Source organism: Lysobacter sp. S4-A87 (assembly GCF_022637455.1).
GTDB lineage: Bacteria > Pseudomonadota > Gammaproteobacteria > Xanthomonadales > Xanthomonadaceae > Lysobacter_J.
Genome location: NZ_CP093341.1, coordinates 2,998,835 through 3,019,136, shown reverse-complemented (window position 1 = coordinate 3,019,136; position 20,302 = coordinate 2,998,835). Strand labels below are relative to the sequence as shown.

The following is a 20,302-nucleotide window of genomic DNA, read 5'->3' as shown; positions in this document are numbered from 1 at the left end:
GGGCGGAACCGGAAGCATCCTCCGGCTCAGCCTTCCATCTGTTCCAGTTCCTTGCCCTTGGTCTCGTAGACGTAGCGCAGGACGAAGAACACCGAGATGATCGCGGCCACCGTGTAGATGCCGTAGGCGCCGGCCAGGCCGATGCTTCCCAGCAGCATCGGGAAGGTCACTGTGATGGCGAAGTTGGATGTCCACTGCGCCGCACCGGCGACCGCCAGGCCCGAACCGCGGATCTGGTTGGGGAACATCTCGCCCAGCATCACCCACATCACCGGGCCCCAGGACATGTTGAAGAAGATCACGTAGACGTTGGCCGCGACCAGCGCCAGCGTGCCCATCGAATCCGACAGCGCCAGCTTGTGGTTGGCGTCGATCGATCCGGTGGTGAAGGCCCACGTCATCAGCGCCAGCGAGATCGCCATGCCGGCCGAGCCGACCCACAACAAGGGCTTGCGACCGATGCGGTCGATCAGCAGCACCGTGACCAGGCATGCACCGATGCTGAGCGCACCCGACAGCACGTTGATCAGCAGCGCATCGCTCTCGGAGAAGCCGACCGCCTGCCACAGCACCGCGCCGTAATAGAAGACGACGTTGATGCCGACCAGCTGCTGGAACGTGGCCAGGCCGATGCCGATCCAGACGATCGGGCGGATCTTGCCGGTGGCCTTGTTGACCAGGTCCGACAACTGCGGGCGGTGATGGTCGGCCGACAGCGATGCATCGATCTCGGCCAGCTTCGCCTTCGCCTCCGAGGCGCCGTACAGGCGCGTCAGCACGGCCAGCGCGTCGGCCTGGCGCTTCTTCACCACCAGGTAGCGCGGGCTTTCCGGAATCGTCAGCAGCAACAGCAGGAACAGCAGCGACGGGATCGCCTGCACCCAGAACATCCAGCGCCATGCGGCCTGGCCCAGCCACAGGCCCTCGGTCGAGGCACCGGCGGCCTTGGCCAGCAGGTAGTTGCTGAGGAAGGCGCAGAACAGGCCGCCGATGATCGCGATCTGCTGCACCGTGGCCAGGCGGCCGCGGTAGCGCGCCGAGGCCACTTCGGCGATGTAGGCCGGTGACATCACGCTGGCGGCACCGACGGCGAAGCCGCCGAGCACGCGCGCGGTGACGAACATCCACGAGGTCGCCGCCGCGCCGGCGCCAATCGCCGACAACAGGAACAGCACCGCCGAGATGATCAGCACCGAGCGTCGGCCCCAGCGATCGGCCAGGCGCCCGGCGAAGAACGCGCCGATCGCGCAGCCCAGCAGCATAGAGGCAACCTCGAAACCGAGACCGGCCTTGCTGGAACCGAATGCCTGCTGCAATCCGTCGACGGTGCCGTTGATCACGCCGCTGTCGAAACCGAACAGGAAGCCACCGATGGTGGCCACGCAGCTGACCAGGATGATCAGGCGGGTGTTCTCGGCGTCGTGGTTGGACGTGGCGTTTTCGAGCGTGGCGCTGTTCATGGCCTACCCCTCATCGTTGATCCGGCCCCCTGTCACCGCGCGTGGCGCGGTGACCCTCCCTTCCTTCCCCCGTCGCCGGAACGGGGGAAGGCCTGTGCCGCTCAGCGCATCAGGTACTGGTTGAGCAGGTTCTCATAGCGCTCCTGCTTGCCGCTGATCTTGGCAGGCTCGGCGCCCTTGCGCGCCTGCTCGCTCAGCGTCGCCAGGTCCATCTTGCCGGAGGCGAAGTCGTTGCCTGCGCCCTTGTCGAAGCTGGCGTACCGCTCGGCGCGCCACTGCTCCCACGGCGACCTGGTCAGCAGCGCGTGCGCCACTTCCAGGCCGCGCGCGAACGCGTCCATGCCACCGATGTGCGCGATGAACAGATCGTCGGCATCGGTCGACTCGCGACGCACCTTGGCGTCGAAGTTGAGGCCGCCCGGCTGCAGGCCGCCCTGGCGCAGCACCACCAGCATCGCGCCGACGGTGTCGTACAGGTCGGTCGGGAACTGGTCGGTGTCCCAGCCGTTCTGGGCGTTGCCGCGGTTGGCGTCGATGCTGCCGAGCATGCCGGCATCGGACGCGACCTGCAGGTCGTGCTCAAAGGTGTGGCCCGACAGCGTGGCGTGGTTGGCTTCGATGTTGAGCTTGAAGTCCTGGTCCAGGCCGTGCTCGCGCAGGAAGCCGACCACCGTGGCCGAATCGAAGTCGTACTGGTGCTTCATCGGCTCCATCGGCTTGGGCTCGATGAGGAAGTTGCCCTTGAAGCCGATGCTGCGGCCGTAGTCGCGCGCCATCGTCAGGAAGCGGCCGAAGTGCGCCAGCTCGCGCTTCATGTTGGTGTTGTGAAGCGAGGCATAGCCTTCGCGGCCGCCCCAGAACACGTAGTTCTCGCCGCCCAGTTCGACCGTGGCTTCGATCGCAGCCTTGACCTGCACGGCAGCGCGCGCGACCACGGCGAAGTCAGGGTTGGTGGAGGCACCGTTCATGTAGCGCGGGTGGCTGAAGAGATTGGCCGTGCCCCACAGCAGCTTCATGCCGGTCGCCTTCTGGCGCTCCTTGGCAATGGCGACCATGTGCTTGACGTTCTTCTCGTACTCGCCGATGTCGTCGGCGTCGGGCGCCAGGTCGATGTCGTGGAAGCAGTAGTACGGCACGCCGAGCTTGGTGAAGAACTCGAACGAGGCATCGGCCTTGGCTTCAGCGCGAGCCAGCGGCGTGGCGGCGGCATCCCAGGGATAGACGCGCGTGCCCGGACCGAACGGGTCGTGGCCGGCATTGCAGAAGCTGTGCCAGTAGCACACCGCGAAACGCAGGTGCTCGGCCATCGTCTTGTCACCGATGCGCTTGTTGGCGTCGTAGTGCTTGAACGCCAGCGGGTTGTCGGAATCGCGTCCCTCGAACGGGATGCGGCCAATGCCGGGGAAGTATTCGCGGGCGCCGATGAAGGGAGTCGTCATGGTGGGAATCACTGTCGGGTGTGAGGAGTGGCGGGCGGCAGCCCGGCTGGAATCAGGGGTTGTTGGAGTTGGCGTGGGACTGCATGGCCGCATCGAGGTGGCGGCGGAACTGGCGGTAATGCGAGCGATAGGCGGTGGCAGCGTTGCCGTCGGGGCGTGCGATCGAAGCTTCGTCGGTGGCGACGTGCTCGCGCGCGATGGCGGCGATGTCGTCGCCACCGCCGCTGGCGCGGCCGTGCGCCCACAGCGCCTGCAGCGCAGCACCGAACGCGGCGCCCTCGCTCTGCTCCGGCACGGCAACCGGCAGCTCGAACACGTCGGCCACCATCTGCCGCCAGGCGGCGCTCTGGCTGCCCCCGCCGGTCAGGCGGATGGCATCGAACTGCAGGCCGGCTGCGGTCAGTGCGTCGTAGCCGTAGCGGAGCGCGTAGGTAGCGCCTTCCATTGCTGCGCGGTAGACATTGCCGCGGGTGAGGTTGGTCGAGTCCATGCCGTGCAGCGAACCGCGCGCATGCGGCAGGTCCGGCGTGCGCTCGCCGTTGAGGAACGGCAGCATCACCAGCCCGCCTGCGCCCGGCGCGGTGCCGGCCATCACCGCATCGCCGTCGCGGCTGCTGAAGCCGAACATGCGCGCGACACTCTCGGTGGCGACGGTGCAGTTCATCGTGCAGATCAGCGGCAGCCAGCCACCGGTGGACGAGCAGAACGCGGCCCAGCCACCGGCCTCGTCGACGACCGGGTGGTCGGCGTGGGCGAACAGCGTGCCGGACGTGCCCAGGCTCATGCTCAGCACGCCGGAAGCAACGTTGCCGGTGCCGATGGCGGCCATCATGTTGTCGCCGCCGCCGGCGGCCACGCGCACGCCGTGCGGCAGGCCCAGCTCGTCGGCGATCTTCGCAGCGATCGTGAAGCTGGCATCGGCCTCGACCAGCGGTGGAAGCATCGCCGACAGATCGCGCTGCGCATCGGTCGCGGCGAGCATGCGCGAGGACCAACGGCGCGTGCGCACGTCGAGCCAGCCGGTGCCGGAGGCATCGCCGTACTCCATCCAGCGCTCGCCGGTCAGCCAGAAGTTGACATAGTCGTGCGGCAGCATGATCGCGGCCAGGCGCGAGTAGACCTCGGGCCGATGCTTGCGCGTCCACGGCAGCTTGGATGCGGTGTAACCGGCCAGGATGGGATTGCCTGCCAGCGCGATGCAGCCCTTGGCGCCACCGGCCGCGGCCATGATCTCGTCGCACTCGACTGTGGTGCTGGTGTCGCACCACAGCTTGGCAGGTGCGAGCACTTCGCCGCCGGCAGCGACTGGCACGAAACCGTGCTGCTGCCCGGAGACACCGATCGCGGTCACGCGAGCACGCTGCGCGGGTTCCATGCGCGCGAAGCAGGCGCGGATCGCGTCGATCCACCACTGCGCGTGCTGCTCGCGGCTGCCGTCATCGCCGGCGATCAGCTCCAGTGCCTGGCCGTGCGTGGCCACGACTTTGCGTGCCTGCGCATCGTAGGCAATCAGCTTGACGCTCTGGGTACCAACGTCGAGACCGACGAACAGGCTCATGCAGACCTTCCAGAAAAAAAGTTAGCGCTACCACTCCGGACGCATAAAAAAACATCACTGGGGATGTCGGCCAGCCGATTCATAGGTCGAAGGGGGTCCCGGGACGGATGGTGGAACTCTACCCAGCGTTTCGGGAAATGGCTTGCTGCAATGCGGAATTCCTTTTGCACCAATCACTTACAAGTATGCACGATCCAGTGAACGGGTCCTCGGCCGGATGTGCCTGCCGCGGGTGGGTAGCCGCCTGCCCCTGGGCAAGGGCGCCTAACCGGGCATCCAGTCTGTCGCGATGTTGACGGGTTTCGCTGCCCACTTGCCGCGCCAGCCCGCGGCAAGGGGCTTGCGACGCATTGCGGCAGTGCCGCTTAGCGTTCCACTGCTCGATCAGGTGACCGCGCGAATCTTCCCGCGACGTGTTCAGAGAGTGGATCCGCGAGTTCATGGTCTGAACTCGCAGTACCTCAAGGGAGGCTGTCATGGATCGCGTCAGGGAAGTCATGTCCAAGCGTCGTGGACTCTGGACGGACGCTTACGGCCGCTGGGAAAACTTTGCCGTTGCGAAACGGCCGCTCGAATCGGCCATGCGGAACATCGATGGTTCCGTGCCGCGGCCGACCGTCGCAGTCAGCACGCCAGTGCAGAAGACGCGGTTCGAGGAACGCCAGCGATTGCGGCAGGTGTTTGAAAGCGCTGCGTACCGAGGCGTAAGGATTGCCGCGGAGCGGCAAGTCGGGGCGACCCTCGACTTCGCCGACCTTCCGCCGAATGAGCAGGCACTCAAGGCCGGCCGTCCCGTTGCCAGGCTGGTATCGCTGGGCGGCAACGGAATCGAACCGAAGGGGTTTGCCACCGGCTTCCTGATCGCCAAGGACGTGATCCTGACCAACTTCCACGTCTTCCAGAAACCCAGCGACGCATCCCACTGTGGCGCGCAGTTCCTGTTCGAACGGATCGAACAGGGGGTGCGGTCGGGCCTCATATTCGAACTCGACCCGGATCGGTTCTTCATCAGTTGCCGCGAACTCGACTACGCCCTCGTGGGTGTCAAGGCGAAGTCGTTGACGGAAGCGTCGCTCGATCAGTTCCAGTTCCTGCCCCTGATCGGGGCGAAGGGCAAGATAGAGAAAGGCGGCCCCGTCAACATCATCCAGCACCCGGAAGGACGACCCAAGCAGTACGCCACCGTCAACAACCTCCTGCTGGACCTGCGCGACGACGGCTTCCTGCTGTACGAAACCGACACACTGGAAGGATCGAGCGGATCCCCGGTGTTCAGCCAGTGGTGGGAAGTGATCGGCCTGCACCATTGCGGCGTCCCGCAGATGCAGGACGGCAAGCTGGTCAAGCGCAATGGCGAGATCGTTCCGACCAGCGCCGAAGTCGACGACAAGGACCTCATCTGGATCGCAAACGAAGGCGTGCGCGTCAGCGCCATGGTGGAGTCCTTCAAGCAGCAGCGCGTCGATGGAACGGAGCAGTCCACGATTCTGCAAAGGATCATCGAAAGCACCTTCGACACACTGAGCCTGGTCGCCACGAACAGTCCGCTGATCCAATCCGAATCACTCGCGTCGCCCGGGGGCAATCCCATGGCCAGCCAAACCTTCCAGTTTTCAGGGCCGGTGACCATCTACGTTGGCGATGGACATGCCGCGGCGGCGGCCGTCCGGATCGCAACCGTGGAGCCTACCGTCGCGGCCACGCCCGCTGCAGCGGCGGCACCATCGGCAAGCGCAGGCATCGCGGCGACGGAATTCTTCGAGAAGAAGCTGCGCTTCGATGAGGACTACGGGTCGCGCGACGCGCTCGGCTACGACGCCACGTTCCTGCGCGGATGGAGGATCCCGGCACCGCAACTGACCCAGGCACTGGAGGCCAAGGCCCTCAAGAAGAAGAACGGCAGCCCCTGGGTGCTGAAGTACTACCACTACTCACTGGTCATGCACGAACCCCGGCGACTCCTGATCTGGGCGGCCAGCAACGTCGATTACAGCCCTGCTGCGAGGAAACGCACCAAGCCCCGGAAGGAATACGGCGGCGAGAACTGGCGCCTGGATCCGCGCGTGGCGCTGCAGGTGCCTGGCTTGCAGATCGAGGACGTCGACTTCTATCGCCCGGCCACCAAGATCGATCGCGGGCATATCGTCCGGCGCGAGGACGCGTGTTGGGGCAGCACGGCCAAGGAAGCCGAGTTCGCCAATTCCGACACCTATCACTGGACCAACTGCACGCCGCAGAGCCAGGCCTTCAATCAGTCCGGAGAGCACGGCATCTGGGGCAAGTTCGAAGAGCATATCCAGCGCGAAGCCAAGGCGCTCGACGGTCGCCTGTGCGTATTCGCCGGGCCCGTCCTCGGGCTTCGCGATCCCAGGCACGGGTACGACGACGACAACCTCATCAAGGTACCGATGAAGTTCTGGAAGATCGTGATGTGCGTGTCGAACAAGGATGACGGCTCCGAGCCGCTGGCCTACGCCTTCATCTTCGACCAGACCGAGGCGATCGAGCGACTGGGCTTCGAACGGATGGACATGAGCGAGTACGAGATTCACCAGGTCCCCGTGGGCGACATCACGAAGAAGACCGGTGTCCAGTTCGACGACTCGATCCTGGCCGCCGACGTCCTGCGCCGCGGCGGCGCGAACGAGAGCCTGCGCGACGACAAGGGCGTGAGCATCACGTCGTTGAACGACATCGTCCTGCGATAGCGAGACCAATGACTTCCTGACCGGGCCACCTGACTATGTGCAACCCAGCCCGCGAGCCAGCGCCATGAATCCGGAACTGCACGACATCGGCAGTCGCAACCTGGTGGTCTGCCTCGACGGCACCGGCAACGCCTATGGCAGTGCCAACACCAATGTGGTGAAGATCTACGCCATGCTCGATCACGATCCCCGTGTGCAGGTGGCCTACTACGACCCGGGCGTGGGAACGTTCAGCGCGCAAGGCGCGTGGACGCGCGCAAGCAAATGGATCACGCGCGTGATGGGGCTTGCGTTCGGCTATGGGCTCGCCACCACGCTGGCCGAAGCTTACGGCTTCCTGCAGAGGAACTACCGGCCAGGCGACCGCGTGTACATCTTCGGCTTCAGTCGCGGCGCCTACGCCGCGCGTGCGCTGGCCGGGATGCTGCACAAGGTGGGTTTGCTGCGGCCGGAACTGCACGACCTGGTTCCGTATGCGGTCGACATTTTCAAGAAAGAGAACAGATCATCGGTGGTCCACGGGTTCCGCGACACGTTCTCGCAAGCGTGCCCGGTGCATTTCCTGGGACTGTGGGACACGGTCAGCTCGGTTGGATGGGTGTGGAACCCGAAAGTGCTGCCCTATACGCGCGACAACCCCAGCGTCGCCATTGTCAGACATGCGGTGGCGATCGATGAACGTCGCGCGTTCTTCCGCACCAACCTGTGGAACGACTCGGCCACCAACCAGGATGTCAGGCAAACCTGGTTCGCCGGGGTGCATTCCGACATCGGCGGTTCCTATCCGGAGCCGGAGGCAGGACTGGCGCAACTGGCGCTGCGTTGGATGGTCTGCCACGCGCGCTCGGCTGGACTGCAGCTGGAACCCCTGGCGCAGCTTCGCTGGCTTCCGCAGACGACGCAGCCGGGGGAGCCGGTGGCACCCGACCCGCTGGCGCCGATGCACCGCTCGCTGCGCGGCGCATGGTGGTTGGCGGAGATCGTCCCGAAGTGGTTCCGTGATCCGCGACAGGGCTTCCGCAGGCGGCTTCGCTTCAATCTTGCCAGGCGCCGCTTCATCCCCGACGGTCCCTGGGTTCATCCAGGCGTGTTGGAGCGCCAGGCGTCGCCTGAGCTGCACTATCGAGCAACGAACCTTCCGGCGAACATCCGGGTCGATCGCTCCGAGCAAGCGCTCTGCCCCGGCATGGCCGCTGTGCCGACTTCGGCTCCTACACCGGTGGTGTCGCCGCCATGACCCGCTTCAGGCGCGCCGGGTACGCAAGCATGTTCCTGCTCGCGGCGGTCGTGATCTGCGGGTGTGCCCCCAATGCTGCGTACCGGACGCGGATGGCGCCTACCGGTGAACCTTGCGATTTGGCCTCAGCCGCATGCGACAGCGATGTCTGGCAACGCCTGCCGCCTGCTTCCAGCCCGGGCCTTCCCGCTTCGCGCCATCCGGTCGGTCTGGGATTCGTCGAGTTCGACGACCAGGGGCAACTCAGGCATCCGGAACTGAAGAACGCGCTGATGGCCCGTGTCCGCGCGGAAGCGGATGCGCACCCGCTGCTGATCGTCGTGTTCGCGCATGGCTGGAAGCACAACGCTGCGGCGTCCGATTCGAACGTGGTCGACTTCGGCAGGCTGCTCCAGCGCATTGCCGTCGAAGATGAGAAGGCGTGCGCAGGCCACTCCTGCGCCGATCGGCAGGTGGTGGGCGTGTTCCTCGGCTGGCGCGGCTTGTCTGCCTCCGTCGAGCCTTTCAAGGAGCTGTCCTTCTGGACGAGGAAGGACCGGGCCCAGCGGGTCGGCTCCGATGGCGCGATGGAAGTCCTCGCCGAGCTGAAGAAGATCGAGGGCGGAAACGATCTGGGTCGAATGATCATCGTCGGCCACAGTTTCGGCGGCGCGCTCATCTACACCGCGATCCAGCAGCAGCTCATGCGCGATACGTGGTACCTCAATCGGGGAAGCATGGCGCGCAACGCCGCCGACCTGATCGTCCTGGTGAACCCAGCGTTCGAGGCTGCGCGCTTCCACGCCTTGAATCGCCGCGCTGCCGGGATGACCCATCCGGATTCCCAGCGGCCCATCCTGGCCGTGTTCACCTCGAGGAACGATACGGCGACCGGCAGGGCATTCCCGGTCGGGCGGACGCTGGGCACGCTGTTCCAGAGCCATACGTCGGACGAGCAGCGTCGCGAGAACCGGACGGCGCTGGGTCACTACACCCTGTTCCAGACCCACGACCTCAACCTGACCACCGCCGCAGGAACCGATACACAGGCCCTGCTGCGGCTATCCACCTACTCCGAATACGGTTGCGCCTGGCAGGCCTACCAGGCCGGAACCACGGATGCCTGGTCGCTCGGAGAGCTCGCGCTGAGCCGCCGACCGACGATGCAGACCGACGGTCAGCGCCGCAACCCGTTCTACGTGGTCAGCGTCGACCCTGGGATCATCGATGCCCACAACGGCATCTGGGGCGACCGGTTCAGTCAGTTCCTCTACCGGTTCGTCGCGGTGCAGTCGTGGCGGGAAGTGCCCGGATGCGATGGCTGAGGGCGATCTCGCCACCCATTACAGACCACCTTATCCGTCGGCAGGGATGGATGGCGCTCGCGCTCATCGTTGCCGCATCGATCGCACCGGGTGATGTCGGCGCCTCGAAAGTAGACAGAACGCAGGAAAGCGGCACCACCACGTCCCAGGCAAGCAAGGCCGAAGCCAAGCCTGTATTCCGGCAAATCGAGCCCGAACAAGGCGTTGCATCGCACTTCGACGCGGTATCCGACGTGTCGCTGGCGCTGGCCGCGGTTCCCGACCCGCGCGTGCCGCGCCATCGCCGCGCCTACGATCTGAGCATCGTCGCCATGATCCAGGGAATGCTGGATTCCGGATACGCGCTCGATCGCTACGTTTTCCCATGGGAGGGCGTCCTGAGCCAGGGCGAGGACGGATCCGGCATCCGCAACCGTCTCACCGACGACTGCAGGTTCGGGGTGATGATCTTTCGCAGGGACGAGTGGCGGTCCGCGATGTCCCGGGCCAGCAAGAATGCACCACGACTGCGCGCCCTCTACCTGGTTCCGGAAACCACGACCTACGGCCTGCCCCGCAACACGACCCTGTCGGCAATGGGCGAGATATCCCGGCAGACACAGAAGGAGCCGGGAAAGCGACTCGACCTCTGTCACGAGGGCAAGCCTGCGCAGGCACCTTCGTCGCCCACGGACGCCGCGGCCGGCGCACCTGCCACCGGTGCTCCCGAAGCTGAAGCGACTGATCAGGCGGACGACACACCGGCCCGCGTCCTGGCCCGCAGGGCAACGCTTCGGGAATGCACATCCCCTGCCGGCCAACTGCTCCTGCTCGGACCGAACTTCTCCGGCTCCGTGGACTCCGTCGCCCAGATCAACCTGAGGGCGAACACGCTGGGCCTGCCGCAGATCTGCGCCGTGTCCACGTCTGCGACCGTTGCATCGAACGCAAAGATCGAGTGGTTTCCGGGAAACCACGCCAAGAACGCGCCGGCACCGGAACTCCATTCGCTGGCGACCGACGACGAGAAGAAGCTGACGGCGCTATGGGATTTCGCCAGACGGATCAGGGCCGACCGATGGCACGGCGTTGCCATCTTCAGCGAAACCTCGGTCTTTGGTCACGAGGTATGCCCTGATCCGGACCTGGCGCCAGCGGGACCGTCTACCGGGCGCGAAGATCTCTGCAGGAACGCGATCCTGGTTTCATTTCCGTCGAACATCGCCGACGTCCGTGTCGGGTTGCGAAAGGAGGCCAAGGAGGGGGGGCGCGGGCTGGCGACAATGATTCCGAGCGAGAAGCATTTGTCACTGGACGACGGCAACGGCAGTGGCAGTGAGCTTCCCGACAGCCTCCAGTCGCGACTGACCGCGGCCGGTACGGAGATTGAACTGCGCAAGGCGATCCGGTCCCTGGCAGCCGTGAGTCCGAGCCTGATCATCGTCGTCGCGACAGACGTGAGGGACCGACTGTTCCTCTTCGACTTGTTGCGCGAGGGCGTCCCCCAGTCCCAGCTGGTCGACCTGGAGGCGGATGCGCTCATGGTGTCGCCGGATTACATCCACGCAACGCGTGGCGCCGTCCTGGTGGCATCCCACCGGGTGACCACGTACGACCAGTCCGAGCAGGTGGTCGAAGTGTCGATGGCCTCCACCGATTACCAGGCCATGCTGCGTCGTGCTGTCCGGCGAATCGACGACTATGATCCGGTCCAGCGCGACCCCTGCGACATTGGCCCGATCCTCTACGTGGTTGGTCGCAAGAGCATGGTTCCGACCAACTGCCCCGCCCCGTGGGAAGTACAGAGAAAGGTACTCGCCGTGCCCCTGCTCACCATCATCGCAATCGTGACGCTGATGCTGGCCAGCCCCTCGATGCAATCCCTGCTGGGGCGTGTACCCGCGCCACGCGGCGCCTCGCGCTGGTTCTGCGTGAAGGTTCGCCGCGCCATGAGGTCGAGCGACCCGGCCATCAACCCGTCTGCGCTTGGACTGGTTCTCGGCCTGGTCGAGCTGGCGTTGGCGGCGTTCCTTGGCGGTGGCCGCAGCACCTTCACGCTTGCGCTTTTCGTCCTGCCCATATTTTGCTGGGCAGTCGCCTACCAGGCCGGCACTCACGCGATGAACAGCCCGCCTGTGCACAGTGGATTGACAATGTTGCGCCAGATCAGGATGAAGACAGGTCGCCACTCCGTCTTGATTGTGGCGGTAGGTTTGCTGGCCATCGTGGCGGGCTGGTGGATCGCACTGGTATTGCGCGGCGATCCGCAGGAGTACGCGGCGATGGCGCGCCTGGCCTACAACACCGACCATGGGATGGCACTCGGCGTGGCCATGGTGATATCGATCCTCGCCATCGTGTACACCGACAACGCCATCTGCGTCGCGCGTAGTGCATCGGGACGCAATCGGTATGTCCTGGTGAAAGGGCTTGGTCTCGGTCACGACACGGACTTCGGCCGGAACTACAAGGCGATCTTCCACATCAGCATCGTGCCAAGGTCGGCCATCATGGCCATCGGAGCGCTGCTGTTGGCGCTGTGCCTGGTCACCGTCTATCCGTGGAAGTTGACCATCTTCGGCAGGACGGCGGCCATCGTCGCCGCGATCGCTGCCACTTCGCTCAGCTTCGTCGCGTTGAGCTTCTTTGCCAATGCGGTCCGGCTTCAACAGCGCGCGCTGCGCATCTCCGAGATCCTGCGGCAGGCGATGACGCAACCACCAGCCGTAGCCCCGCCGGATCCCGCTCCGAAGGGCACGGGCGACAGGCCGGCGCCGTCCCAAGCCGACAGGAGCACTGTGGCCCTGTGGCCAAAGGGCGACGCGCTTCGCGTCCGCTTTGCTGCCACTCCCGCCTCGGCGCGCCTGAAGGATGCCGGAGAGGAGGCTTTGCAGCTGCTCGGTCGGTCGAAGTGGCAGGCGCTGGCAGCGCGCATCGCCGAACTGGACAAGCCGGATCGCGAAGGAGATGCCCGGGTCGCGGTGTACCTGCTGTTGGCCAGCGAGATTTCGCAGACCCGCTGGGCAACGTTCAGCAGTGCCTTCTGCAGCCTGGCAGTGGCGGCATTCGTCTATCTGTATCCCGTATCGGGAGGAAACACCCTTGTGCTGTTCAACCTGGGCCTGCTGGTTGTCGTTGGATTCTTTGCCGGATTCACGGCGATGTCCTTCGAGCGCAACGAAGTCATGAGCAGCATCTTGTGCAACCGCTCGGCGAAGATGGAGTTCTCCGCCACGCTCTTCAACTACACCGCGTTCCCGTTCGTGATCCTCGCGGTCTGCCTGGCGATCGTCCAGGTCCCGGGCGTGCTCGACTGGGGCGAGGGACTGTTCAAGTCGCTGCTGAAGCTGACAGGCGGAAGTATCTGGGTCTCTTCGTAGACGTCCCGGCGGCGATCACAGCTAGAGAGCAATTCCCGTCTGCACATAAGACCATTCTCATACCAATTCGTCGGAGCCGGCTGTAACGTCCCGCCCCTTGTCGCCCCTCCATGCGAGTTTCTACCATGCGGGTGACACCCCATGACGGAGCCGCGCAGGCCGGCGCGTCTGGGAAACTGGTTTAATCCAAGCGTGGCGAGGCAATCAGGGTCGATCCCAATGATTGCAGCGGAAATCCCGTGGGGCGTTCTACCGGCAACAAGGTTGAGGCCGAGTTGGACTTCGCCAGCGCAGGGGAGATGGGCCTGTCATTGAAGCGAATTTATAGCCATGCCGAGGGTTTAATGGGTGAGTTCCAAGTTACAGGCAATTCGAGTGGCGTATCTGTCTCACGAGGAATGGTTGGGGTCGGCGGAGGAGTTCCGGGGGGAAGTCAAGCAGCCGGTGGATTGCACTGCAAGGCCGTAACTATCTGCTTATGAAGGAGCGATCTCGATGGTACTCAAGGCTGGGTTGATTTCCTTGCTGGGGGCGATAGCCTCGTTTGCCATGGTGGCCATGGGTTTTCCGGCATTTAAGGCCCTTGTCGGGATATTCATCTGCGCTGGCGTCGTTTCTCTACTTGCCGGTGGCGTAGCTCATTCGATGGGAAATCTGGAAAATGACGTCACAAAGGACTGATGCCACGAGTGGTAAATCTGCCGCCAGCCATCGACGATGGCAGCCACAATCTGCGCACCGACAGGGTCAGATGCACTCGGCAGAAGGTCGATCACTTAGCTGATAGACGAAGGCCTGGACCTGCGTGCCGTCCTGCAGTGTCGCCACCGTCAGCACTCGCTCATAGCCATCGCCCTCGAAATCGTCCAGGCGCGACCAGTGGCCGACAAGCTCGTCCGAGGTGAAGACAAGACCGTCGACCTCGTTGCCTGATTCGTCCAGGACGATCCCCGGATAGCCAATCGCGGCGCCCCATCCCTGCTGCAACAGCGTTCCACGAACCGTGGCCGGCTCCCAGGTTCCAGGCACGTCGGCCAACACGTGCGCATTGGGCCGCCCCGGTGCGAGGGTTCCATAAACGAAGAGACGGTTGCTCATGCTGCAACTCTAGCCTCGCGCAGGCGGTGAGTGAAACAGCTCCGCTGCGTGTGCGGCCGCACCCAGCAGCCCGGAGCTGGGATGCACGATGGCGAGGGATGGAACGTCGGCCAACGCCGAAGAGAAGCGGCCCTTGCTTTCGAAGCGCGCGCGGAACGATGACGCCTGCAGTGCGGGCAGGAGTTTCGGCACGAGCCCACCGGCGAGGAACACGCCATCCCAGGCGCCGTGCGTCAGCACCAGGTCGCCGGCCATGGAGCCGAAGGCCTCGCAGAACACTTCGATCGCCTGTTGGCAATCCGCATCGCCTGCCGCTGCCCTCGCCGTGATCGCCGATGGCTCCAGCACGTCCGCTGCGCGGCCGTGGATCTCGCACACGGCGCTGTACAGATTCACGAGGCCGGGGCCCGACACGAGCCGCTCGCACGAGACGCGGCCGAACCGGCCGATGAGGCATTCCAGCAAGCGCAGGTCCGCCACCGTCACCGGCGCGAATCCGGCGTGGCCGCCTTCGGTTTCGAGGGTATGGCACCTGCCGTTGCGCACCATCAGCCCACCGACGCCGAGCCCGGTGCCCGGACCGATCACCGCGTATGTGCGCGGCATTCGCGCGTCGAAGGGGCGCCAGTCCCGCCCACCGATCGCGACGACGTCGTCGCGCTCCAGACAGGTGATGGCCATGGCCTGCGCTGCGAAATCGTTGAGCAACGCCACGTGTGCGACGCCAAGCGCGCGCTGCGTCCGCTCGCGCGATATCACCCATGGGTGGTTGGTGATGCGGACCTCGTCGCCGAGGATGCGACCGGCCACGGCGAACACCGCGGCGTCCACACGCTCGTGCTGCATGTCCAGGTAGCTCGCGGCCGCCTCGCTGAGCGAGGGGAACGCCGCCACCGGAAACTCGCGGATGCTGCCGTCCAGCAACATGCCGCGACTGCCAACGTCCGCCAGGCCGAAACGCGCATTGGTGCCGCCGATGTCGCTGACCAGCACGCGCGTGCCTGCCCGCCTTGCCAACGCCGCGGCGTTGTTCATCTGCGCTCCGATGCCGCGGGCAGCGGCCTGAACTGGAGGGACTGCAGGTCGGTGCCGGCACTGACGGCCTCGATCACGAGCGTGTTGCGCCCTTCGAGCAGCGCCACCGCGCGCGGCCGTCCGGTCGCGGCTTTCCCGACCACCACACCGTTGAGGGTGACCCGTGCCTCGCCGCGACTGCCCAGCAGCTGCAACTCGTAACGGCCCGCACTGGCGGCCATGAAGGTGTACTTCAACCACTCGCCCGGCTGCATGTCGTCGACCTGCAGGCCATCGTTGCCGGCGGCCAGGTCGACGCCATCATTGCGGTAGGTCTTCGAAGGGTTCCAGTCGGTGTTTGGCTTGCCGCTTTCGTTTGCGGGCGTCAGGTCGCGGTAGGCGACGCCATTGCGCCCCATGTCGAAGTCGACGGCGGCGATCGTGCCGCCGCCCGCGCCGATGCGATGGTCCTTGAACGGCACGCTGCGATCATCGCCCGGCGCACGCAGCAGGGCATCGACGACGTCCGGATGGAACGTGTTGTGCTCGAAGCGGATATCGTGCGCAGCCAGCGTCATCAGCGCCGCTTGCGCCTCTGCCGGCGCCGGCTTGCCGCCCTCGCCGCGCCAGTACGCCAGCGCCTTGTCGTAACCGGCATTGGGCTGGATCTGCAGCGGGTTGTTGTAGCGGATCTTCTTCATCGGCCAGACCGCCCAGCCGATGCCTTCGGACTCGACCGTGGCCATGGTGCGGGTGAGCCAGTCGTTGGAGTTCTCGCCGGTCTCGCCCAGCCACAGCGGCATGTTCCAGCGCTCGCGCAAGGCCAGTTGGTCCTTGATGGTGTCGCGGCCGGTGCCGTTCCAGTACTTGTGGAAGCTGATCACCAGGTTGTCGTCCCACGGGCCCTGGTCGAGCACGCCTCGGTAGTTGTTGCCCCAGCAGTTGCCCTCGATCACGACGATGTGGCGACGGTCGATCTCGCGGATCGCCCGGGTGGTGCGCACGAGCAGCTCGCGCAGCGGCGCGTTGCCGTTCTCGCTGCAACCGTGCTTGTCGGCCGCGTCGGCGAAACCCCAGTTGGGCTCGTTGATGATGTCGTAGGCGGCGATGGCCGGCTCGTCCTTGTAGCGCTCGGCCAGCTTTCGCCACAGCGCGACCATCTTGTCGCGGTTGGCGGCGTCGTCCCACAGCGACGGCGCGGCCGGGTCGCGATCGGCGATGTTGAGGTCGTTGCCCTGCCCGCCAGGCGCCGCGTGCAGGTCCAGCACCAGGTACATGCCATTGGCCTTCACCCACGACAGCAGCTGGTCGGTTCGACGGAAGCCTTCCTCTCGCCAGGTCTGTTGGCCATGCACTGGCTCTTCCGACACCGGCGACGTGTAGAGCTCGTAGTGCATCGGCAGGCGCACCGAGTTGAAGCCCCATGCCGCCAGTGCGTCGATGTCGGCCTTGGTGACATGGTTGTCGCGCCACGCCTGGTAGAACACTTCGGCCTTCTCCGGACCGATCAGCTCGCTGATGCGCTTGCGGATCGAACGCTGGGTGCCGCTGCCAGGCACTTCCAGCATGTAGCCTTCCTGCAGCATCCAGCCGCCCAGGCCGATGCCGCGCAACAGCACGGGGTTGCCCTGCTCGTCGACGATCTGCCTGGCCTGTGCGCGCAGGAAACCACCCGCATTGGCGGGCGGCGCGGCGAGCAGGCAGCAGGCGATGAGCGCGCAGGCCGCGACCGGGCCCGCTCTTCGCCTGACCCGGCGGCAGACGCCACCGGCCTCGTCGAGCGCGCGCACGTGGCGGGCCTCAGGTCGCTCTGACCGGCGCCGGCTCGCGCGGGCCCGGACAGTACTGGTCGATGTAGGCCTGGTGCTGCGGTAGCGCCCTCACCGTGCTGTCGACATTGCGACGGATGTCGTCGAGGAAGCGGCCCAGGTCGGCCTGGCTCATCACGTCGGCGGTGGGGTGGTAGTGCCTGGGCATGATGCCCTGCCCCATCATCACCTGGATCCACGAGTTCTCGGCGAACAGTTCCTCGGCCTGGCGGAACACCTTGCCGGTCTCGCGGAACAGGTCGATGCGGTGCTTGAGCGTCGCCGGAATCTCCATCGCGGCGATGTCGCGCCAGTACTGCGAATCGCGACGGTTGCTGAGGTGGTAGTGCAGGACGACGAAGTCGCGCACGTGCTGCAGTTCCGAATCGAGCGTGGCGTTGTACTGGTCGATGTCGGGCTGGCTGATCACCTGCGGGAACATCCGCAGCAGGTGGACGATGCCGCGCTGGATCAGGTGGATGGTGGTCGATTCCAGCGGCTCGATGAAGCTGCCGGCCAGGCCCAGCGCCACGCAGTTCTTTTCCCAGCTCTTCTTGCGCTGTCCCGGCTTGAACCGGATCGGCCACGGATCCTTGATGATCTCGCCTTCGACGCTGGACAGGAATTCGTGCTTGGCCTCGTCGTCGCTCATGTGGCGGCTGGAATAGACGATGCCGTTGCCGACGCGGTGCTGCAGCGGGATGCGCCACTGCCAGCCGGACTTGCCGGCGATGGCGCGCGTATAGGGCACCGCATCGCGTACCGCCATGGTCTGCGTGGCCAGGGCGCTGTCATTGAACAGCCAGTGCGACCAGTCCTCGAAGCCGACGCCGAGGGTCTTGCCGATCAGCAGCGCGCGGAAGCCGGTGCAGTCGATGAACAGGTCGCCTTCGACGGTGGAACCGTCGGCGAGCTTGAGCGCGGTGATGAAACCCGATGCCGCGTCGGTTTCGATATCGACGATCTTGCCTTCGATGCGGCGCGCGCCATGGCCCTGGCTCAGGGTACGCAGGAAGCGCGCGTAGAGGCTCGCGTCCATGTGGTAGGCGTAGTTGATGCCGCCGCGCGGCAGGTGCGCGAACTTGTCCTCGAGCGCGGCCTTGAGCTCGACGCAATAGTCCTCGTACCCGCTGGCGATGCCAAGCTCGCGCCCGCGCATCCAGAAATGCTGGAAGCCGGCCGACCAGTGGTCCTTGCCGCTGATGCCGAAGGAGTGGATGTAGCGGTGGCCTTCGTCGAGCCAGTTCTCGAACGAGATGCCGAGCTTGATGGTGCCCTTCACCGCCGACATGTACTCCTGCTCGTTGATGTCGAGCAGCCGGTGGAAGGTCACCAGCGTCGGGATCGTCGCCTCGCCCACGCCGACGGTGCCGATCTCTTCCGACTCGATCAGGGTGATGTCGAGCACTTTGCCCAGCGTCCGCGACAGCGCGGCGGCCGCCATCCAGCCAGCGGTGCCGCCACCGGCAATGACCACGCGCCGTATTGCCTTGGGCGGGAAACTGGTGTTGTCGCTCGTCATGCCGTCTTCCTCAGCGGTTGAGTCGTTGCAGCAGGCGCGCACGCAGACTGCGCGCCTGGGTTTCATCGAGGGGCGAGAGCACGCGGCGCGCGCTCTCGGGAATGTGGTCGGCGGTGGCCTCGCCAGGCTGGAAGACGTAGTGACGGAACACGTCCTCCCAGTTGGCGCGCTGGTCCGGGGGCAGGTCGCGCACGGTCATGATCGCCAGCATCAGCGCGTTCATCGGCGTGTCCATCCACGCCGGCGTCTGCCGCCACCAGTAGTTGACCAGCACATTGAACGGTTCCAGCGCCTCCATGTGGTGCCACCACAGGCTCGGGATCAGCACCGCGTCGCCCGGTCCAAGCTCGGCGCTGAGCGCGTGCTGCTGCGCCTGGGCGAATCGCGGGAAGCGTGCGTAGTCGGGTGCGGCGAAGTCGACCAGGCTGATCGGCTGCCCGGCCGGCGTGTGATCGAGCGGACCGATGTACAGGTTGGGCAGCTGCGCCGGCGGGAACAGGGTCACGCGGCGACGGCCCGCCACGACGCAGGCCAGGTTGTCGGGGACGTCCTGGTGCGCGGCGATGCGGGTGCGGTTGCCGATCCAGATACTGGCCAGCGGTTCGGCGCCGGGGATCGACAGGTCGTTGCCCGTGCGGAACCCGGGCAGCCAGGTATCGATGGTGGTCGAGCCGATGTAGATCGCAGGCGACGTGTCCTGCTGCGCGTACTTCAGCAGGGTCTTGAGGGCCACGCCGAGCGGCACCTTCTCCTGGCGGAAGTTGAAGCCGCTCATGTCGTCGTTGTAGAAAAAGCGCCCGCCGATCTCCGGCGGACCGACGGTGGCGACCACCGGCGGCGCTTGTGGACGCTCGAAGCCGGCCAGGTAGCTGACCGCTGCTTCGGCGGATTCGCGGCCGGCCTGCACCATCGGCCACTGCGCGACCAGTCCGCGCAGCACGATGGGCTCGCCGGACTGCAGCAGCTCCTGCGGGATGGCGTGCGGATCAACGCCCGCCCGCTCGGGAATGGCGCTAGTGCCCTGCAGCATGGCGGCGATTCATCCGCGCGATCAGGTCACGGAAGCGCGAAACCGACGCGACCACCATGTACACCGGCTCCAGGTAACCGGCGCGGTGCAGCTCGTTGACGGCATCGGCATCGAGTGCGCGCAGCCGTTCTTCATTGATGGTGTAGAAGCCGACCAGCCGGTTGAGCGAGCGGTCATCGAGCTCGACATCCAGGGTGAACGACTCGATGAGGTTGTGCCGCAGCAGTACCTCCATGAACGCCGGCGTGCTGCCCAGGCCATCGTGCAGCGTCATCAGCACCGAGGTGATGCGGTCGAGGTAGTCGGTGGTGCCGCCCTGGTCGCGGAACAGCATCTCGCCGCGGTCGCTGCGCACGCGAGGGTGGTCGAGGTCGATGTGCACCATCAGTTCCTCGCCATCGCGACCGATCAGGAACGGCTGGCGCTCGATCGCCAGCGGCACGTAGCTCGCGTCCCAGCGTCCGCCATCGAGGAACAGGTTGCTGCCCTGCCCTTGATTGCCCTGATGGAAGCCGAACAGTGCCACCGGCTGCAGCTCTCCCTGCGCGTCCTTGTGGAACACGATCGGGTAATGCGCCTGGACGTTGCGGAACTCCGCCGGGAACGTGACGGTGAACATGACATCGTCGCCCAGCGCGGGGTCGTGCCCGGTATCGACGCGAAGGCTCATGTGATCGATGTTGTTGAGCAGTACGTGGTTCGGCATGGCCCTGGTGTGTCCTGGCAAACGCGTGAGTTCCTATCCTATGCCGCCGGGGCGTCCCT

General features: G+C 65.5%; 14 protein-coding genes. 5 read left to right on the top strand and 9 right to left on the bottom strand.

What is annotated here, in order from left to right:
- Positions 1 to 26: 26 nt before the first annotated feature.
- From MNR01_RS13485 to xylB, 3 genes are all read right to left on the bottom strand, one after another.
- Positions 27 to 1,460: a sugar porter family MFS transporter gene (locus MNR01_RS13485; protein ID WP_241918285.1), complete on the bottom strand. Its 1,434-nt coding sequence runs from the start codon at positions 1,458 to 1,460 to the stop codon at positions 27 to 29.
- A gap of 101 nt (positions 1,461 to 1,561) precedes the next feature.
- Positions 1,562 to 2,899 (bottom strand): xylose isomerase, encoded by a 1,338-nt coding sequence (gene xylA, locus MNR01_RS13480; protein WP_241918284.1) that lies wholly within the window; start codon positions 2,897 to 2,899, stop codon positions 1,562 to 1,564.
- Positions 2,900 to 2,951: 52 nt separating this feature from the next.
- Positions 2,952 to 4,457 carry a xylulokinase gene (xylB, locus tag MNR01_RS13475; protein WP_241918283.1) on the bottom strand — a complete coding sequence of 502 codons (1,506 nt, stop codon included), beginning with the start codon at positions 4,455 to 4,457 and terminating at the stop codon, positions 2,952 to 2,954.
- 581 nt (positions 4,458 to 5,038) lie between these two features.
- On the opposite strand from xylB, the gene MNR01_RS17510 reads away from it, so the two are divergent.
- The 5 genes from MNR01_RS17510 to MNR01_RS13445 all read left to right on the top strand — a co-directional run bounded on the left by MNR01_RS17510 (position 5,039) and on the right by MNR01_RS13445 (position 13,746).
- Positions 5,039 to 7,165 carry a DNA/RNA non-specific endonuclease gene (locus MNR01_RS17510; RefSeq protein WP_305852240.1) on the top strand — a complete coding sequence of 709 codons (2,127 nt, stop codon included), beginning with the start codon at positions 5,039 to 5,041 and terminating at the stop codon, positions 7,163 to 7,165.
- A gap of 64 nt (positions 7,166 to 7,229) precedes the next feature.
- Complete coding sequence (locus MNR01_RS13460; RefSeq protein WP_241918282.1) at positions 7,230 to 8,402, top strand: DUF2235 domain-containing protein; 1,173 nt, start codon at positions 7,230 to 7,232, stop codon at positions 8,400 to 8,402.
- 29 nt (positions 8,403 to 8,431) lie between these two features.
- Entirely contained in the window at positions 8,432 to 9,706 is a 1,275-nt protein-coding gene (locus MNR01_RS13455) for an alpha/beta hydrolase (protein WP_241918281.1), read from the top strand.
- Positions 9,707 to 9,756: 50 nt separating this feature from the next.
- Positions 9,757 to 13,065, top strand: coding sequence for a hypothetical protein (locus tag MNR01_RS13450; protein ID WP_241918280.1), 3,309 nt, complete (start codon positions 9,757 to 9,759; stop codon positions 13,063 to 13,065).
- A 495-nt stretch (positions 13,066 to 13,560) separates the two neighbouring features.
- The gene (locus MNR01_RS13445) at positions 13,561 to 13,746 is read left to right on the top strand and encodes a hypothetical protein (protein WP_241918279.1); all 186 of its coding nucleotides are present in this window, start codon (positions 13,561 to 13,563) and stop codon (positions 13,744 to 13,746) included.
- A 66-nt stretch (positions 13,747 to 13,812) separates the two neighbouring features.
- Here the strand turns inward: MNR01_RS13445 and MNR01_RS13440 are convergent, their stop codons facing one another.
- The 6 genes from MNR01_RS13440 to MNR01_RS13415 are packed head-to-tail and all read right to left on the bottom strand — an operon-like array spanning position 13,813 to position 20,243.
- Positions 13,813 to 14,163, bottom strand: a complete 351-nt coding sequence (locus MNR01_RS13440; protein WP_241918278.1) for a gamma-glutamylcyclotransferase family protein — start codon at positions 14,161 to 14,163, stop codon at positions 13,813 to 13,815.
- Between the two features lie 9 nt (positions 14,164 to 14,172).
- Complete coding sequence (gene glk, locus MNR01_RS13435; RefSeq protein ID WP_241918277.1) at positions 14,173 to 15,198, bottom strand: glucokinase; 1,026 nt, start codon at positions 15,196 to 15,198, stop codon at positions 14,173 to 14,175.
- Positions 15,195 to 16,967 (bottom strand): cellulase family glycosylhydrolase, encoded by a 1,773-nt coding sequence (locus MNR01_RS13430; protein WP_241918276.1) that lies wholly within the window; start codon positions 16,965 to 16,967, stop codon positions 15,195 to 15,197. Before MNR01_RS13430 ends, glk begins: the two co-directional genes overlap by 4 nt.
- A 10-nt stretch (positions 16,968 to 16,977) precedes the next feature.
- Positions 16,978 to 18,507, bottom strand: a complete 1,530-nt coding sequence (locus MNR01_RS13425; protein ID WP_241918275.1) for a tryptophan halogenase family protein — start codon at positions 18,505 to 18,507, stop codon at positions 16,978 to 16,980.
- Positions 18,508 to 18,517: 10 nt separating this feature from the next.
- Positions 18,518 to 19,537, bottom strand: coding sequence for a cupin-like domain-containing protein (locus tag MNR01_RS13420; protein ID WP_241918274.1), 1,020 nt, complete (start codon positions 19,535 to 19,537; stop codon positions 18,518 to 18,520).
- The gene (locus tag MNR01_RS13415) at positions 19,521 to 20,243 is read right to left on the bottom strand and encodes a SapC family protein (protein ID WP_241918273.1); all 723 of its coding nucleotides are present in this window, start codon (positions 20,241 to 20,243) and stop codon (positions 19,521 to 19,523) included. Before MNR01_RS13415 ends, MNR01_RS13420 begins: the two co-directional genes overlap by 17 nt.
- Positions 20,244 to 20,302: the final 59 nt, after the last annotated feature.

What these genes read in the sequence shown, in the direction of transcription:
- MNR01_RS13485 (WP_241918285.1), bottom strand. Translation starts at nt 1,460, where the DNA reads ATGAACAGCGCCACGCTCGAAAACGCCACGTCCAACCACGACGCCGAG.
- xylA (WP_241918284.1), bottom strand. Translation starts at nt 2,899, where the DNA reads ATGACGACTCCCTTCATCGGCGCCCGCGAATACTTCCCCGGCATTGGC.
- xylB (WP_241918283.1), bottom strand. Translation starts at nt 4,457, where the DNA reads ATGAGCCTGTTCGTCGGTCTCGACGTTGGTACCCAGAGCGTCAAGCTG.
- MNR01_RS17510 (WP_305852240.1), top strand. Translation starts at nt 5,039, where the DNA reads ATGCGGAACATCGATGGTTCCGTGCCGCGGCCGACCGTCGCAGTCAGC.
- MNR01_RS13460 (WP_241918282.1), top strand. Translation starts at nt 7,230, where the DNA reads ATGAATCCGGAACTGCACGACATCGGCAGTCGCAACCTGGTGGTCTGC.
- MNR01_RS13455 (WP_241918281.1), top strand. Translation starts at nt 8,432, where the DNA reads ATGTTCCTGCTCGCGGCGGTCGTGATCTGCGGGTGTGCCCCCAATGCT.
- MNR01_RS13450 (WP_241918280.1), top strand. Translation starts at nt 9,757, where the DNA reads ATGGCGCTCGCGCTCATCGTTGCCGCATCGATCGCACCGGGTGATGTC.
- MNR01_RS13445 (WP_241918279.1), top strand. Translation starts at nt 13,561, where the DNA reads ATGGTACTCAAGGCTGGGTTGATTTCCTTGCTGGGGGCGATAGCCTCG.
- MNR01_RS13440 (WP_241918278.1), bottom strand. Translation starts at nt 14,163, where the DNA reads ATGAGCAACCGTCTCTTCGTTTATGGAACCCTCGCACCGGGGCGGCCC.
- glk (WP_241918277.1), bottom strand. Translation starts at nt 15,198, where the DNA reads ATGAACAACGCCGCGGCGTTGGCAAGGCGGGCAGGCACGCGCGTGCTG.
- MNR01_RS13425 (WP_241918275.1), bottom strand. Translation starts at nt 18,507, where the DNA reads ATGACGAGCGACAACACCAGTTTCCCGCCCAAGGCAATACGGCGCGTG.
- MNR01_RS13420 (WP_241918274.1), bottom strand. Translation starts at nt 19,537, where the DNA reads ATGCTGCAGGGCACTAGCGCCATTCCCGAGCGGGCGGGCGTTGATCCG.
- MNR01_RS13415 (WP_241918273.1), bottom strand. Translation starts at nt 20,243, where the DNA reads ATGCCGAACCACGTACTGCTCAACAACATCGATCACATGAGCCTTCGC.